Here is a 17,102-nt window from a genome sequence, read left to right on the forward strand (position 1 = left end):
CGACGAAGGGCAACCCGCGCTCCATACAGCGCGAGAGTCCATTCAATATAACGTCACAACCGCTTCACGGTTTGCCCTGCGCTGGACTGCCGCTCTCCCCTGCCATATCGATCGCGCTGACGGATTTCACACGCGCACGCAGCTCGAATTTCTGGATTTTCCCGGTCGACGTTTTAGGTAGCTCTCCGAAGCAGACTGCCTTGGGAAGCTTGAAGCTCGCCAGAAACAGCCGGCAATGCGCGATGATCTCTTCGGCCGTTGCCTCTGCGCCCTCTCTGAGTTCGACGAAGGCACACGGCACCTCACCCCATTTCGGATCGGGCATCGCCACTACGGCGGCCACCGCGACCGCAGGGTGCCGGTACAGCGTGTCTTCGATCTCGATGCTCGAGATGTTTTCGCCGCCCGAAATGATGATGTCCTTGCTACGGTCGCGGATGCGAATGTAGCCGTCGTCCATCAGCACGCCCAGGTCGCCGGTGTGAAACCAGCCGCCCCTGAAGGCGTCTTCGGTGGCATGCTCGTTCTTCAGATAACCCTTCATGCAGATGTTGCCGCGAAACATGATTTCGCCGAGCGTCTCACCGTCGTTCGGCACCGGTTCGAGCGTATCCGGATTCAATACGGTTACCGCCGCTTGCAGGTGATAGCGCACGCCTTGACGGGCGTTGAGGCGGGCGAGTTCGTCGTCGCTTGCGCTTTCCCAGTGGTTCTGCCGCGCGCACACGGAGGCCGGTCCGTAGACTTCGGTCAGGCCATAGACGTGCGTCAGATCGAAACCGATCGCCTTCATCTTCGCGATCACCGCGGGCGCCGGCGCCGCGCCCGCCACCATGGTCGCAACGCGGTGCCGGATGCCCTCGCGCCATGCCTCAGGGGCGTTGGCCAATGCGCTCTGCACGATCGGCGCGCCGCAGTAATGCGTGACGCCTTCGCTGCGGATCAGATCGAACACGATTTTCGCGTCGAACTTGCGCAAGCAGACGTTGACGCCGGCGCGCGCCGCCACAGTCCATGGGAAACACCAGCCATTGCAGTGAAACATCGGCAGCGTCCATAGATAGACCGCGTGCTTCGGCATGTCCCATTCGAGGATGTTGCTGACTGCATTCAGGTAAGCGCCGCGATGGTGGTAGACCACCCCCTTCGGATCGCCAGTCGTGCCCGAGGTATAGTTCAGCGCAATCGCGTCCCATTCGTCCGCCGGCAATTGCCAGGCGAATTGCGGATCGCCGCCTTGCAGGAAAGTCTCGTAGTCGATAGCCCGGGCAAACTTGTGCGGGTCGGCCGGCATCACATCATCGACGCTGATAATCCGCAGATCGGGAAACTCCAGAGCAGCGCGGTGCGCGAGCTCGGCGAACTCGGTATCGACAATCAACGCCTTCGCTTCACCGTGCCGCAACATAAACAGGATCGACGACGTGTCGAGCCGCGTATTCAGCGTATTGAGCACGGCCCCGGCCATCGGCACACCGAAGTGAGCCTCAATCATCGGAGGAATGTTGGGCAGCAGCACGGCGACGGTATCGCCGCGTCCTATCCCAGTGCGCTGCAGCGCGCTGGCGAGACGCCGGCTGCGCTCATAGGTCTCGCGCCACGTGCGGCGGATCGCGCCATGAACCACCGCCAGGCGCTCGCCGTAGACTTCGGCTGCGCGCACCATGAAATCGACCGGCGTGAGAGGAACATAGTTGGCCTCACGGCGCTCAAGGCCTGCCTCGAACATATGCGTCATCGCAACGTCTCCTCGGGAGCCCGGGGCTCCCCTTCGTTTTCAACATCTTATGGCCAAACAGGCCAACAACGAAGAGAGCGCGATCAAACACATGGGCGAATTTCTCGCCTCAAACAGGAATGGCGGTTTGCTCGACGTGGGCGCGCGCCTGGCGACAATGCCGCCAGCATGACCATCGTGGCAGCCTCGTCGAGGGTGAAGACCTTATGCGGAGGCAGCCTTGCTTTCGTGCGTTTCGCGCTTGCGCGAAACGTAACGCGCCAGGACCGCGTCGGTACGAAACAGTTCGAACGCGATGTCCGATAACACGCCGGCATCGCGCCAGCGCAAATAGTACCGATGAGAGGTCTGGTAGGGAGGATAATTTGCCGGCATCGTGTTCCATGGTTTGCCGGTACGCAATACCCACAAGACACTGTTGACCACCCCACGCAGATTGACGCAGGGACGTCCCCTGCGCACGACGCCATGGTTCAGTTCGGGTAACAGCGGAACAATTCGTTCCCATTGCGCATCGGTCAGGTCATGAACCGGGAGCGCGAACGACGCTGGCGAATGCGATTGAGTCGACTCGAGTGTATTCATGCAAGTGAGGAGCGCTTACTTCGCTACTAAGGTTCGCAAAGAAGGCGTGGACGAACGCCCACACCGCCCAATGCCTTGCATTGAGCTTAACTGAAGCGCCGCTCGAAGAAAGTCAAATCTTGTTAGATTTCGGGCCTGAAATTCGCATGCCGAAGGAAAGCAAACGATCGCGCGCCGCAAGCGGCGCGCACGGCGCGCAGCGCGATGGCCAGGCGATAGCGGTGTATAGCAGTGTAGTTAGTCGCGCGTGTCGACGACCTCGTCGCCGATCTGTTCGAGCCGGTATCCATAGCCGTAGATCGGCGTCAGGCGATAGCCGTTTTCCGGCCGCAAGCCGAGTTTCGAGCGTAGCATCGACACGTGCGTGTCCATGGTGCGCGTCGGAATGTCGGCGGTCTGCTTCCAGACCATATCGACGATATGCGCGCGCGACAACGGGCGATTCAAATGCTGGAACAGCAGCGCAGCGAGTTCGAATTCCTTCTGCGTGAGATTCACTAATTGTTGCTTCACGTATACCTGTTTAGCGTTCAGGTCGAATTCGAAATCGCCAAACGTTGCCTTGGCCGCAGCCGCGTCGAGCTGATAAGTGCGCCGTAGCAGCGAACCGACGCGGGCCAGCAGCACGCTCGCGGCGACCGGCTTGACCACGTAGTCGTCGGCGCCGGCGTTGAGGATCGAAACAATGTCGCTCTCGCGGCCGCGCGAAGTCATGAAGATCACCGGCACGCGCTCCGAGAGCGTCGAGCGAACCCAGCGCAGGACTTCCTCGCCGGACAGATCCGGCACGATCCAGTCGAGAATCAGGAGATCGAAGGTCTGGCGATGCAACTGCTGAACGAGTGCACGGCCTTCGGAAAAGGTATGGCAGACATGACCCGCGGCCGACATCGTTTCATGCACGAAAGCGGTTTGAGCGGGATCGTCGTCGAGTACTGCGATTCTCATGCTCGCCTCTTGGAGTGACAGGGCGCGGCGTACAACATGGCCCCCGCCGGCCGCCCTAGATGATATGTTGCGCGAGGTTGGCGAAAGCGCCCGATGTTCCGGGCCGGTCGACCTAAGCAGCATAAGCGTGAATTTATTGTAGCCTGGCGGGCTTGAGGTCCGCCATTAACCCGCTCGCGCGCTGCACCTTTGCGTACACCGCCTGTTCGAGCACCGGCTTGCCCTCCGGAACCGCCAGCGTCAGGAAAGCCCGGGCCCGCGTAATGCCGGTGTACACCAGTTCGCGCGTGAGAATCGGGCTGAACGTATCGGGCAGCACCAATGCCGCGTGCATGAACTCGGAACCCTGCGACTTGTGTACGGTCAGCGCGAGCACCGTCTCCACCGCTTGCAGGCGGCTCGGCAGCACCCACTTGATGCCGCCCGCGCCATCGCCGGCAGGAAAGGCGACCCGCAGCACCGAACCTTCGCCCGAGGAACCGGGAAGCTCCAGCGTGATGCCGATGTCGCCGTTCATCAGGCCGAGTTCGTAATCGTTTCGGGTCACGAGAATCGGCCGGCCCGGATACCATTCGCCGCGCACAGCAATCAAGCCGTCTTCCTGCAACAGCCGCGCGACGCGCTTGTTGAGTCCTTCGACACCCCACGGCCCGCGGCGCAGCGCGCATAGGAGCTGGAACTCGCCATGCGCCTCGAGCACTTCGCCAGCCCATGCGTCGAAGGCTGCCGCGTCCGCATCACGGTCGGGCTGCCGCGCATGCATCGTCTCCAGATAATGCCGGTAGCCGTGGCGTGGACGCCCAGGTTCGCCATTGGCGCCGAACAGTTGAGGCGACGCCGCGGCGGCGCCATACCCATCGATTACCAGCGCCTTGAACGCGGCATCGTCGGTCGCCGAGCAGACCAGCAAGGCAAGATCCGCATGCCCATGGCTCCAGACCCGTGCGACGCCGGCCGCATCGCCGGCATTGACGAGTGCGGCAAGCTGGCCGATCCCGCTCTCGGCCGAAAACCGATGGCTCTGCCGCAGCATCGCCACCGATTGATCGAGCGCCGTGCCCTGCTCGTCGAGCATCGCCGCGTCAATACGCTCGCCAGTCGCGGCCAGCAGCCAGTCGCGCGTAGCCGGTGTGTAGTGGCCCTGCGCCGCGCGCTGGCACAACTCGCCCAGCACGGCGCCGGCTTCGACCGACGCCAACTGGTCCTTATCGCCCAGCAGGATCAGCCGCGCCGAAGCGGGCAGCGCATCGAGGACAGCCGCCATCATCTCCAGATCGACCATCGACGCTTCGTCGATCACCAGCACGTCCACCGGCAACGGATTGCTCGCATCGTGACGAAAGCGCCGGCTGTCGGGGCGCGTGCCCAGCACCCGGTGCAGAGTCGTTACGACGGTCGGAATGGCCTCGCGCACCGCCGCGCCGTTCGGCAGCGTGTCGACCGGCAGTTGCGCCACGGCGCCCGCAATCGACTCGTTCAGGCGTGCCGCCGCTTTGCCGGTCGGCGCCGCGAGACGAATCCGCAAAGGCCGTGCGGGACGCAGCGGGTTCGCCGCACCGCCGAGCGCCAGCGTCTGCAGCAATGCCAGCAGCCTGACCACGGTGGTCGTCTTGCCGGTGCCCGGGCCGCCCGTGACGATGCTGAAGGCACTGCGCGCCGCCAGCGCACAAGCGAGCTTTTGCCAATCCGCGCCTGTCGCATTGGCCGGACGAGGCGGAAACAGAACGTCCAGTGCAGTCCGCGCGGAACCGGCCTGCAGCGACGCTTCCAGTTGCCCCGACGCCGCAAGCCGCCGCTCGATGCCGGCGCGCACATCCTGCTCGTATTGCCAGTAGCGGCGCAGGTAAAGCCGCGTACCGACCAGCACAAGCGGCGTATTGCCGGCCGAAGCGCCGACCAGCACGGGATGCTCGAGCGCCGCCAGCCAGCGCGCCAGATTGACGCCGCTCAGGACTTCAGCGGGCGCCTGCGGCGGTTCTGCAGCCGTGCTCGCTTGCGGTCCATCGGGGGGCAACGAGAGTGCGAAGGTCGGGTCGTCGAGCGTGGCCTGCAGGTCGAGGCACACGTGGCCGCGCCCCAACTGGTGACTCGCCAGCGCGGCGGCGAGCACCAGCAGCGGCGGGGTCTGCGGCTCCTCCGTCCACAGGAAGCGCGCAAAGCCGGCATCGAGCGCGCGCAGCCAGCCGCGCTCGACCCACTGGTCGAGCACGCCGAGCATGCGCGCGGTGTCGCCTTTGGCGTCGATGGCCGCGAGGGTGTCGGTGGAGCGGGTCGTCATTCGGCTTCCTTCAACGCATACTCCTCGGCATCCTCACCGCTGGAACCACGCGCAAACAGCGCGTCCAGTTCTTCGATCAACTCGCGCGGCGGCCGCTCGACATGCAAGCCCTGGCTGGGCGCGCGGCCGCCACGCAGAAACAGGTACACAGCGCCGCCCACATGGCGGTCGTAGTCATAGTCGGGCAGGCGCACTTTCAGCAGGCGGTGCAGCGCGAACAGATACAGCACGTACTGCAGTTCGTAGCGCGAGTGCAGGATCTGCGCGCGCATCTTCGCCGGCGTGTAGGCGGCGTCATCGGGGCCGAGCCAGTTCGACTTGTAGTCCGCGACGTAATAGCGGCCGTCATGCTCGAACACCAGATCGATAAAGCCTTTGAGCATGCCGTTCAGCCGGGCCGGTTCGAGCGCGGGCCGCGCCTCGCCGTCGAGCGTCAGGTCGCAGACGAGCTGATCGAGCACGAGCGTGTCGACCGCATGCGCCGCCAGCCAGAACTCCATTTCGGCCATATACGTATTCGACTGCAGCGCTGCCAGCACCACAGGCGCCACCGCCTCGCCTTCCACGGCCGGCAGCACCAGCGGCGTGCGCAGCAGGTACAGCAGCCATTGCGTGAGCGGTTCGATCCAGCGCGCCCAGCCGCGCAGATTGCAGCGGCGCGCGACCGTATCGCGCACCGCTTGCGGATTGGCGGCGAGCTTCGCAAAGCCCTCGTTGGCGGCCCATTCCATCAGGTCGTGCAGGAAGCTGCCGGCATCCGCGCCACGCTGAAAGCCGTGCAAGGTCTGATCCGCCGGCAAGGCGGGCGCAGCCGGCATCGAACCAGCCGCCGCGGTCGACGCCGATGACGCGCCTTCGTCGTCTTCGAGCGCTTCGGCTTCCAGCAATTCGTGGAACACATCTTCGCTGCGTGTCTCCGGCGCGCCGCGCGCTTCGTCGCTTGTCACATCGATCGCCGGCACAGGGAGGACATGGGGGGTTGTCCCGCCGATTACCCCGTCCTCCTTGCGCAGGCTCGAATAACTGGCGATCCACCACGGTTCGCGCACACGCCGCGTCAGGCGGCGGGCTTCCCCACGCACCTGCTGCGCGCCGCGCGGGACAAACGGGTCGTTGCTCGGGGGCGGTGCTTCGGTGACGCGGATCTCGGCGCACGGGCCACGCAACTGCTCGAGCAGAGCGTCCAGCTCCGCAGCGGCAATCGGCTTGCCGCCGCTGAGCAGGTAGCCGAATGCGCTCAACTCGACGCTCTGGATCGGCGCGATCCCCACCCACGTGGCGTAGCGCGCCCGCGTCAGCGCCACATAAAGCTTGCGCAGGTCTTCGCCGAGCCGCTCGCGGTCCGCGCGCGGCAACACGTCGGCGTCAGGGTCGCCCAGGGCGATATGCAGCTTGCCGGCCTCGTCGTGCCATTTGAGCGGCATGTCCGTGTCCTTGACGGGCCGGTAGGTGCAAGCGAACGGCAGGAACACCAGCGGATACTCCAGCCCCTTCGACTTGTGGACCGTCACCACCTGCACGAGGCCGGCATCGCTCTCGAGCCGCAGTTGCCGCGCGTCGCCGCCTGCACCGGCGCCCTCGTCCTGGCGCTGCTCGTCGAGGTAGCGAATCAGCGCGTGCTCGCCGTCGAGCTGCGAACTGGCCTGCTGCAGTAATTCGGCCAGATGCAACAGGTTGGTCAGCACGCGTTCGCCGTTGACCGCCGCGCCGGCGGTTTGCCCGAGCAGCCGCTGCGGCACATGAAAATCGTTGAGCAGGCGACGCAGCATCGGCAACACGCCTTTCTTGCGCCAACAGTCGCGATAGCCGCGGAACTGCAGCACGCAAGCTTCCCACGCCAGTTCGTCGCGATTGAATGCATCGAGCCCGGCCCAGTCGAGTCCCAGCGCCACCGTGGCCAACGCCGTGCGCACCAGACGCCCGTCATCGGGGTCGGCGCATGCCGCCAGCCAGTGCCGCAACTCCGCTGCCTGCTCGGTCTGGAAAACCGAATCCCGATCGGACAGGTAGACGCTGCGCACGCCGCGTTCGGCCAGCGCCGCGCGGATCGCGCGTGCTTCCGTGCCGTTGTTGACCAGTACCGCCATATCGGCAGGCAGGAGCGGCGTCGTGCCGCGTGCGCCGGCAAAGCCCGCCTCGCCTGCCTGGCCCAGGTTGAGCAGCCGCACCATCTCGGTCGCGCAACTGGCGGCCATGTTGCGCAGATACGCTTCCTTGCTGAGCGGCTTACCGTCTTCCGCAGGCGGCAGCCACCATGCGCTGAGCGCAGGCACCTCCACCCCGCCAGCTTGCAGCGTTTCTTTCCGGCCATTTGCCTCGGCTTCGATAAACGGCAACGGATTGTCGCCACCTTCGGCGCCGCGGAACAGGAACGCACCTTCGCCGTCAGGACGCTCTTCGGCTGCATCGAAGCAGCGATTCACGGCGCTCACCATCTCACGTGTCGAGCGGTAGTTCTTCTTCAGCGTGAAGAGCCGCCCGGCACAGGCGCGGCGCGCTTCGAGGTAGGTATAGATATCCGCGCCGCGGAAGGCGTAGATGGCTTGCTTCGGATCGCCAATCAAAATGATCGCCGTCTCGGGGTCGTTCTCCGCGATACGGTAGACGGCGTCGAAGATCCGGTACTGCACCGGGTCCGTGTCCTGAAACTCGTCGATCAACGCGACCGGATATTGCTGGCGGATGATCTCAGCGAGGCGTTCGCCGTTCGGTTTGTGCAAGGCGTCGTTGAGCCGCGTGAGCAGATCGTCGAAACCCATCTGCGAGCGGCGAGCCTCTTCCTCCGTGAAGCGCTGCGCCACCCAGCGCGCCGCGTGACACAGCAGCGCGTGGTAGGCCGTCGGTCGCGCCGCGAGGGACTCGCGCAGCGTCTGCATCGCGATGAACGCGGGATGCGCCGGCGGCTCGCCGATGAGCCAGATCTCGGCGAGACCCGCCGGGGTGAAGCGGGTCCAGACCGCGGCCGTGTCGTCGAAATCGGGCCGCAGCATCTCGGGATCGTTGGCCCAATCGCGCAGCTTGTCGAGCCACTTCTTGCAGTTCGGCGCGTTCAGGCTCGTAGCCTTGAACTGCTTCTTCGCCCGCGCGTCGTCGAACAGAACCTGAAGCTCGTCGGCCCACTCCGCCCAGTTTGCCTTCAGGCGGTCGAGGTGTTCGCGCTGCTTCGCGCGCGCATCCTGGAGCGCGTCGAGCGGCGGCGGCGCGTCCTCCAGCAGTTCGGCATGGCCGAGCAGACCGCGCAATGCCGCCTGCAACGCCGTCGGACTGCCGAACCATTGCCGCACTTCCGCCGCCGACGGCGCATCGAGCGGCGCCAGGAAGGTGCGCCAGTAATCGCGCACGACTTCCGCGCGCAACTCGCTCTGATCGGTTTCGAGCGTCTGCGAAAACAGGCTGTCGCTGTCGAACGCGTGCTCGCTCAGCATGCGGTTGCACCAGCCGTGAATCGTGGAGACCGCGGCCTCGTCCATCCATTCCGCGGCAAGTTGCAGGCGGCGGGCGCAGGCGGCCCACTGCTCGTCCGGGTAGGCGTCGCGCAGGTCGTGCAGCAGGTCTTCGCCCGGTGGGCGCGGCTCGACTTCCAGCGGATCGGCGCGGAAGTACCCGGCCGCTTCGATCAGGCGGGCGCGGATGCGCTCGCGCAGTTCCTTGGTCGCCGCATCGGTGAACGTCACGACGAGGATTTCCGGCGGCGTCAGCGGCCGCGCCTCGCTGTCCTGGCCACGGTGGCCGAGCACGAGCCGCACATACAGCATCGCGATCGTAAAGGTCTTGCCGGTGCCCGCGCTCGCTTCGATCAGGCTGCTGCCCGCCAGCGGAAACGCAAGCGGCTCCAGCACCGCGACCGGTCCGCCGGACGGCGGCTTCAGAGGCGTGTTCATGATGCGTCTCCCGCTTGGGCCGGTGTGCTCTTCGACTTCGACGACGCGACCGGGATCGCGCGATGTAGCGGCAACAGCAGCGCCACGGCGAGCGTCTCGAACTCGCCGCTTGCAGCCAATGCGTCGAAATCCGGGTAGGCGCGGTACAGATAGGCGTTGGTCTCGCGCTCGCCCGGCTGGCGCCCCGCGCCCTCGTAAGTGAGGCGAGCGGCTTCGCGTGCTTCGATGAGCTGCGCGGCCAACGCCTCGCGCTCGCCGCCGGTGTCCGTGCTATCCACAGCCGGTGCGAAATCGAGTGCGCCGGGCCGCTTTCGGAGCCACGCAAACGCCGTTTTCACGGCAAGCGGCAGCGGTCTGCGCGTGCCTTCGTCCCAGGCGCGTAGCAGCGTCAGAAGATGCGCCCGGGCCAGCTCCGCCGCAAGCGGTGCGAATTCCACACTCCCTACCTTGCTGACGATCACCGTCGTGACGGCGCCCGCCGCGAGTTGCGCAGCCAGATGCCCAACCCAATAGGCGATCAACCGGTCGCCGCGATACTTGCGGTCCTTGATCAGCGTACCCGGATCGAGAAACACACGGCCGCGCGTTTGGTTGGGACCGGCGCGCAATTCGCCCACCCAGTCTTCGATCGTCAACGCTTCCAGGCCGGGGCCGCCTTCGACGCGCAATTCGAATTGTTCGTCGAGCAGTTCGGGCCAGCGCTCGAGTTCAGTCCGGTAACGGTCGAACAGATCGGCCATCGGTTCCATCAGTTCGCCTGCGATCACCTCGCCGAAACCGCCTGCCGCCAGATCGCCGCTGCGATGCATGCGTTCGAGACGGCTCAACGCGGCGGGCAGCAGATCTTCGTCACCGCGCTCCAACGCGGCGGCCTGGGCGTGAATCAGTTCGTTTTGCAGTTGCCATGCCTCGAGCTGATCGACCTCGAACGGTTCGTGATTTTCGCTGGCGGCATCTTCGGTTTCGAAGGCGACCCGCAGGCGCTGGCGGAAAAAACTCTTGACCGGATCCTTGAGAAAATCGGCCAGCTCACGCACCGATAGCGGTTCCTCCCGCTCCAGTGGCAGCAGCATCGCGTCGTCCGAATGCGCGTGCGCTTGCGCGGCACCCAAGGTTGGCATGGCCGTATCGAAGCGCAGCGGCGGCGCGGCCTCGTTCCATTCGCGCGCATACGTGAACAGCTTCGACGCCTCCGGACGCGCCGGGAAATAGGCCGCGCTAAACGGCTGCAGCCGATGCTCGACTGTCAACGCGTCAAGCAGCGCATCCGCTTCGTCGTCTGCCGCGCCTTTGAGACGCCAGCCCGCTTTCAGATGGTCGCGCAACTGGCCGACCAGCACCGAGGGCGGGCGCGGCGTGTTGTCATTGACGCTGCGTCCGACCCACGAGACATGCAGATGCTCGCGCGCCGATAACAGCGCCTCCAGGAACAGATAGCGGTCGTCCTCGCGACGCGAGCGGTCACCAGGCCGGTAGTTGCGGCGCATCAGGTCGAAGTCGAGCGGCATGCGGTTGCGCGGATAGTCGCCGTCGTTCATGCCGAGCAGGCAAACGACGCGAAACGGAATCGCGCGCATCGGCATCAGCGTGGCGAAGGTGACGGCGCCGGCAAAGAAGCGCTGCGTCAGGCCGCCGCCTTCGAACTGCGACAGCCAGTAGTCGCCCACAATCGAGAGCGGCAACTCGCCGGTCAGCGCCGCCTCATCGCAGGCATCGCGCCACGCTTCGAGCTCGGCATCGAGCCGTTCCAGCGTGTAGGCGTCTTCACTGTCGTCAGCCGCGAAGAAGGTGCTCTTGAGCCGGCGCAGCCGCATGCACCATCCTTCGACTGTAGCCGGTTGGCGCAGCGTCTGCCAGGTATCGTCGAGCGCATCGACGAGGCGCGTCAGCGGTCCAAGCAAGGCGGCATCGAGACCGCCGATTTCCGCATATGGCTCGATATCGCGCCACGCCCCGGCCTTGTCGCCGGCCGCGTAGCCGAGCAACATGCGACGCAGACCAAAAGCCCAGCTATTGGGGGCGTTGTCGTCGCCAGTTTGCGGCAGGCCAAGGCTCGCGCGCTGTTCGGCGTGCAGTCCCCAGCGGATGTTCGCGCCGCTGATCCAGTTGCGCAGCTTGGGGAGATCGTCCGTGGTGATGCCGAAACGCGCGCGCAATGCGGGCACTTCGAGCAGGTCGAGCACGTCGCTGACGGTCAGGCGCGATTGCGGCAGCGCGAGCAGGGTTTCCAGCGCACCGATCAGCGGATCGAAATCGCGCTGTCCGCGGTCCGCCACGCTGAACGGAATATAGCGCGGGTCGTCGACATCGAGCAGGCCGAACACGGCCTGGATATGCGGCGTATAGACCTCGATATCCGGCACCATCACGATCACGTCGCGCGGACGCAGCGTCGGGTCCGCGGCGAACGCGGCCAGCAACTGGTCGTGCAGGATATCCACTTCACGCTGCGCGCTGTGCGCGACGTGGAAGCGGATCGAGTGGTCCGCCTGCGGATCCACTTCGGGCCAGAGTTCACGCGTTTCGCGCAGCGGCCGCAGATCGCGAATGTCGTCCTGCAGTTGCTGCAGCATCGTCAATGCATCGTCGTCGCTTTCGAACAGGTCGATACGCTGGCCGATGCCGGTGAATTGCGACGAGTAGCGCTCGCGTTCTTCCGCGCTATCGTACTCGTCTAGCAAACCGATGAAGTCGCGGCCCTGCTTGCCCCACGCCGCCAGCAGCGGTTGCGCATGCAGATGCAACTGCGCCTCGTCCATCACGGCGGGAGCACCCTGGCGGCGCTGCTGGCGTGAACGATCCGCGCGCAGCAAATCCTGGTCGGCAACGATGTCCGCCCAATAGTGGGCGCAGGGGTTGTGCACGCACATCAGCACTTGAGTCCAGCGTGACAGCGCGGCCAGCACTTCCACCGCTTGCCGCGGCAAGCTCGAAATCCCGAAGATGATGACGCGGCGCGGCAGCCCGGAAGGCCGCACGTCTTCAGGCAGCTCGACGGCGCGCCGCAGGAACGCGTCGTGCACCGCCGCGCGTCCAACGGTCGCCATCTCGACGCCACCCGCCACGTGCGTCTCGACGTCCTCCAGCAGCGAGCACCACAGCGCCGCCTGCCAGCGGTATTCGTCCGGCAGCGGCGTGCGGTTGTTGCGCGCGTCGATCTGCACGTCCTCGCCTTTGGCCCACGCCGCCAGCCAGTCCGCGCGGTACACCTGATACTGGTCGAACAGATCCGCCACACGCTGCGCAAGCTGGAAGCGTTTGCGCTGATCGTCGTCGCGGGCCATGAAGCGCTTGAGCGGCGCGTATTCCGGCGACTCGAGCAGCTCGGGCAGCAAACGCGTGAGCCGCCACACGAGACGCGATTTGTCGAACGGCGAAATGGCCGGGACCGAATCCTCGCCGAGCACCGCGCGATAGACCTGCCACAGGAAGCTCGCCGGCAGCGACACGTCGAGTGCTGCCGAAATGCCGCAGCCGCCGTCGTCCGGATCCGCGGCCAAGGCAAGCTTCAGCCATTGGGCGATACCGTTGCTCTGCACGAGGATGATTTCTTTTTCGAGCGGCGCCAGCGGATGCTGGCGAATCCACTGCACCATCAGATCGCGCAAGCGTTCCGGCTGATTGCCGTGAACCAGCATCAAGCCCGCGGGAATCGAACTCATGCAGCGGCCCTCAGGTCGTCAATGGCGCGCTGCTTGACGCCGAGGTCATCCCACAACTCCGGATGACAGGTGAACAGCAGGATCTGATGGCGGGTCGCCGCGTCGAGCAAGGCGCGCTTCAACGCGTCGCGCCGCATGCTGTCGGTATGGACCGCCGCGTCGTCGAGCATCAGCAGAGTGGGACGGCCAGAGGCCTTCAGCAAATCGGCGTAGGCGAGTCGCGCGAGAATCCCCATCTGCTCGCGGGTGCCGAAACTGAGGGCGTCGAGCGTATCGATGCGGCCGTCGCGCTGCAAGGCGACCGGACTCAGGTCGTCGCCGAGTTCGAGCGCCGACTGCGGAAACAAGCGTTTCAGATAATGGCCGAGCCGCTCGGTCAGCGGCGCACGCAGTTGCGCGACCGCCGCGTCGCGTTCTTCGACCAGCACCTTGTCGAGCAGGCTCAGCGCACCGGCTCGCAAGCTCAGTTCGGCGTGACGCCGCTCCATCTGCTCGAGCGATGCGCGCACCGCCGCGAGCCGCTCGCCAAGGCCCGAGGCGCCCATCGTTTCGAGCTGGCTGCGCAACTCCGCGATCCGCACTTGCCGCTCCTGCTGCTCGTTGCGTGCGAGCTCTGCGGACATGCGATAACGTTTCGCCTCTGCGGCCGGGTCGTCGGTACGCGCAGCGTTCAGCGCCTGGTTGCGCTCATCGCGTTGCCGGGTCAGCGCGGCCACGTGCGCGCGTTGTTCGACGATTTTTGCCTGCCATTGCGCGCGGCGGGCACGAAACGTTTCGTCCTGCAACTGCGCTTCCTTGCGCTGCACCTGCTCGGCGAGCGAGCCGCTCGTCGCCAGCGCGTTCGAACGCCGCTCGCCGGTTTGGGCCAACGCCCGCGTTGCCGATTCGAGCGCCTGCCGTGCGGCGTCCGCGGCGCGACGCGCCTCGTCGACCGCGGGCGCGCCCGCCACATCCGGCAATGCTGCACGACGTTCGTCGGCCGTTTGGCAGCGCGCGACAGCGCTCGCCAACTCCGCGCGCAGCGGCTCGATGCCCTTCGGTGCATGGACCGCGAGAATCTTCTGCTGGCTTTGCAGATGCGCGAGTTGTGCCTTCCATTGCTCGTGCCGCGCCTGGGCGTCGCCGAGCGATGCCACGCCTAGCGTCCGCAGCAGTTCCGCCTGTTGCACTTCGGCGCCGGACAGTTCGGCGCGCAGCGCCGCGAGATCGGAGACGCCGGGCACGATGCGCAATTCGCCCAGACCCGGCAGCTCGATCGTCTGCTCATCGTCGAGCCGCAACACGCCAACGCCCGTCAGCGTTGCGCCGCCCACCACGATCGCGCCGCCGCTCAAGCGATAGTCGATGCGCGTCATCGCCGCTTCCTTGCGGGCCCGCAGCACGCTGACGCGCGCTTCGAGCGCCTGCAGCCGCTGCAACTGGGCAACATCGACTTCGAGCAACGCCGCGCTGCGCGTGGCATCGAGCACCGCCGCCTGGGCCGCTTCGGCAGCGGCGATCGACGTTTCGAGCCGTGCAATCTCGGCGCGATACAGCGCGATCTGGTTATTCAGCTCCTGCGCCATCACGGCGGCATTCGCGAGTTCGAGCGCGCGGTTCGCGCCGTCATTGGCCTGCTGGCAGCGCACCACTGCGGCGCTCGCCTCGCTATGCGAGGACTCGGCGGCCAGTACCGCCGCTTTGGCCTGTTCGAGCTGCTGCCGGTCGTTGGCGAGCGTCGCTTCCAGTTCCGCTGCGCTTTGCTCCTGTTGCAAGGACATGGCCAGTTCGACTTCACTGACATGCAGCGTTTGCGCCAGCCCCTCTACACTGCGTTCGAGTTCGGCAAGCGCGGCGGCGCGCGCTTGCGCCTCGGCGGCTTTTTGCTCGTGCGCTTCCCATGGCCGTTTGCGCTGCGCGTCCTCGAATGCTTCCTGCTGCGAGGCGAGACGCGTGAGATTCTCGTCGAATTGACGGCGTTGTGCATCGAGCGTGTCGCGCTCGAGCGCGAGTGCGGCCAGCGCCTGCTCGGCCTCGGCCAGCGGACCAGTAGCGCGTTGCGTGCGGGCCGTAAGCAGTTGCCGCAACTCGCGTTGCACTGCGCCGATCAACACGTCTTCGCCGGCCGAGCTGTTGCCGCCGGAAAGCTGCGTGAGCGCGTCACGCAAATACAGCGCAGCATGGCCGCTGGCGTCGCGCACCTCATGCGTCTCGCCCTGCTGCACCCACAGCAGCCCCGGCACGCCGGCCTGGTCTGCTTTCATGGCGCCGCGTGTGGCGCGCGAAAAGCCGAGCAGCGCAGCAAGCCGGTCCTCCGCTTCGTCCTCGCCGAACACCTGCTGACCGATGCGCAGATCGCAGCGTTGCCGGGTCACGAACTGCTTGGCGAGCGTGCAGGCCACGCCGTCGAGATTGAAACTGACTTCGACCGCCGGCTGCCCGCTTGCCTTGCCCCACGGCAACAGGTCTTTCAGATGCGACGCCTTGTAGCGTTCGAGAAACACCGTCCGCACCGCTTCGGCGATGGTGCTCTTGCCAGCCTCGTTCGGGCCGGTGAAGAGGTTCAGTCCCGGCTGCAGATCGTCGATGACAAGACGCCCGTCGAACTGCCTGAACTCCTGGATCGCAATGCTTTCGAGCTTCATGCCGGCCTCGCTTCACGCTGCAACTGGGCGAGCAGCAGCAGCGCTTGCGCCGCGAGCTTCGTCTGCTGGGGGTCCGCCTGCAGATCGCGCAGACGCGCAACCACTTTGCCGAGGTAACCGCTTTGCGCGCCGAGGGCGGCGAGATCGTCCGCAGTGGGCTGCACCTGCAGCTCGCTCAGTTCCACGCGCAGCGCCCGCACTCGCGCACGGGTTTCGTCCACCGCGAGACGCACGGCTTCGGCGGAGGCGAGATCGGTGGTGCCGCGCACGTCGAGCTTGAGCACGTCCGTTGCGCCGAGCGCCTGCAGGCGCGCCTTCAAGGCGTCCACGTCGCTCGGCACCACGATTTCCTCTTCCCAGCGCAGCCAGCGATACTTGCCCACCGGCACCGCCTGGACCGCAGGCAGCGCGCCCGGCTGATCGAGCGTGACGTCGAGCATGAAGCCCGGATCGTTGGCGCGGAACCGGTCCTGTTCGTGCGTGCCGGCGTACCACGTGCGGCTGTTCACCTCGAAGTGGCCGTGCCAGTCGCCCAGCGCGAGATAGTCGAGGCGCGCGGTATCGGCGCGGGTCGGCTCGATCGGATTGGTCGAATCGATCCCCTCTTGCAGGATGCCGCTCACGCTGCCGTGGGCGAGCCCCACGCGGAAATAGTCCGGCGGCGTCGCGGCTTGATCGAAAAATGCCGTGGTGTCGTCGTAGGTGATGCGCTGCGTCAGCGGCGCGCACAAGAAGGCGCACTTGAGCGCATCGAGCAGGACGACGCCCGGTGTCAGCACGACGCGCACGTTGGCCGGGATGCAGTTCAGGCGCTGGGCCCGGGTCCAGACGCTTTCAACCAGCGCGGCATCGTGATTGCCGGGCAGCATGATCCAGGCGCCGGCAAAACCCGCCAGGGCGCCGAACAGGCGCCGGATCACGGTATCGGAGACGGTCTGCTGATCGAATACGTCGCCGGCCACCAACACGGCGTCGACGCGGCGCTCGGCCGCCTCACTGGCGATCCGGCGCACCGTTTCGAAACGCGCTTCCGCGAGATGGGCGGCTTCGTCGGCATCGAACTGGCCGAATTGAGTGCCGATCTGCCAGTCCGCGGTGTGCAGGAATCTGATCATGGATTTCCAGGCTATGAATGACGAGCGAGGGACGTCCCTCTTGGATCATGGATGTTACCGTGACAGCGGCCCAAAACGGAGCCGCGCAGCTCCTATCGGCAGGCATTTTTTATACTGAAATTCGACAAAAATACAGTAACAAAACCTGAAAACGTCGATTTATCCTAGTGCCCGAAACTGCTTCACGCACAAAGGCTGGTCGAAAAGCGGGTCGCTTGACCGGCTTCAATCAGGCGCTCTGTGTTTGCAGGCACTCCATCCGCCGACTCTC

9 protein-coding genes are annotated in these 17,102 nt (G+C 65.7%); 1 reads left to right on the forward strand and 8 read right to left on the reverse strand.

What is annotated here, in order from left to right; genetic code table 11:
* Positions 1-64: 64 nt before the first annotated feature.
* Positions 65-1,738, reverse strand: a complete 1,674-nt coding sequence (locus AC1ECK_RS35100) for an acyl-CoA synthetase (protein WP_480327607.1) — start codon at positions 1,736-1,738, stop codon at positions 65-67.
* A gap of 49 nt (positions 1,739-1,787) precedes the next feature.
* On the opposite strand from AC1ECK_RS35100, the gene AC1ECK_RS35105 reads away from it, so the two are divergent.
* A complete protein-coding gene (locus AC1ECK_RS35105) occupies positions 1,788-1,910 on the forward strand; it encodes a hypothetical protein (RefSeq protein WP_480327609.1) in 123 nt (40 codons plus the stop codon).
* A 32-nt stretch (positions 1,911-1,942) separates the two neighbouring features.
* Here AC1ECK_RS35105 and AC1ECK_RS35110 read toward each other — a convergent pair whose 3' ends face one another.
* From AC1ECK_RS35110 to AC1ECK_RS35140, 7 genes are all read right to left on the reverse strand, one after another.
* Positions 1,943-2,323, reverse strand: coding sequence for a transposase (locus AC1ECK_RS35110; protein ID WP_480327611.1), 381 nt, complete (start codon positions 2,321-2,323; stop codon positions 1,943-1,945).
* Positions 2,324-2,560: 237 nt separating this feature from the next.
* Positions 2,561-3,271, reverse strand: coding sequence for a response regulator transcription factor (locus AC1ECK_RS35115; RefSeq protein ID WP_480327613.1), 711 nt, complete (start codon positions 3,269-3,271; stop codon positions 2,561-2,563).
* Positions 3,272-3,404: 133 nt separating this feature from the next.
* Positions 3,405-5,549, reverse strand: coding sequence for an exodeoxyribonuclease V subunit alpha (recD, locus tag AC1ECK_RS35120; protein WP_480327615.1), 2,145 nt, complete (start codon positions 5,547-5,549; stop codon positions 3,405-3,407).
* Entirely contained in the window at positions 5,546-9,430 is a 3,885-nt protein-coding gene (gene recB / locus AC1ECK_RS35125; protein WP_480327617.1) for an exodeoxyribonuclease V subunit beta, read from the reverse strand. The genes recD and recB overlap by 4 nt, the downstream gene beginning before the upstream one ends.
* The gene (recC, locus tag AC1ECK_RS35130) at positions 9,427-13,092 is read right to left on the reverse strand and encodes an exodeoxyribonuclease V subunit gamma (protein WP_480327619.1); all 3,666 of its coding nucleotides are present in this window, start codon (positions 13,090-13,092) and stop codon (positions 9,427-9,429) included. Before recC ends, recB begins: the two co-directional genes overlap by 4 nt.
* Positions 13,089-15,716, reverse strand: coding sequence for an AAA family ATPase (locus tag AC1ECK_RS35135; RefSeq protein ID WP_480327621.1), 2,628 nt, complete (start codon positions 15,714-15,716; stop codon positions 13,089-13,091). Before AC1ECK_RS35135 ends, recC begins: the two co-directional genes overlap by 4 nt.
* On the reverse strand, positions 15,713-16,831 hold the full coding sequence (locus AC1ECK_RS35140; protein WP_480327623.1) for a metallophosphoesterase family protein: 1,119 nt from the start codon (positions 16,829-16,831) through the stop codon (positions 15,713-15,715). Before AC1ECK_RS35140 ends, AC1ECK_RS35135 begins: the two co-directional genes overlap by 4 nt.
* Positions 16,832-17,102: the final 271 nt, after the last annotated feature.

The organism is Paraburkholderia sp. SSBN10T (assembly GCF_056619545.1).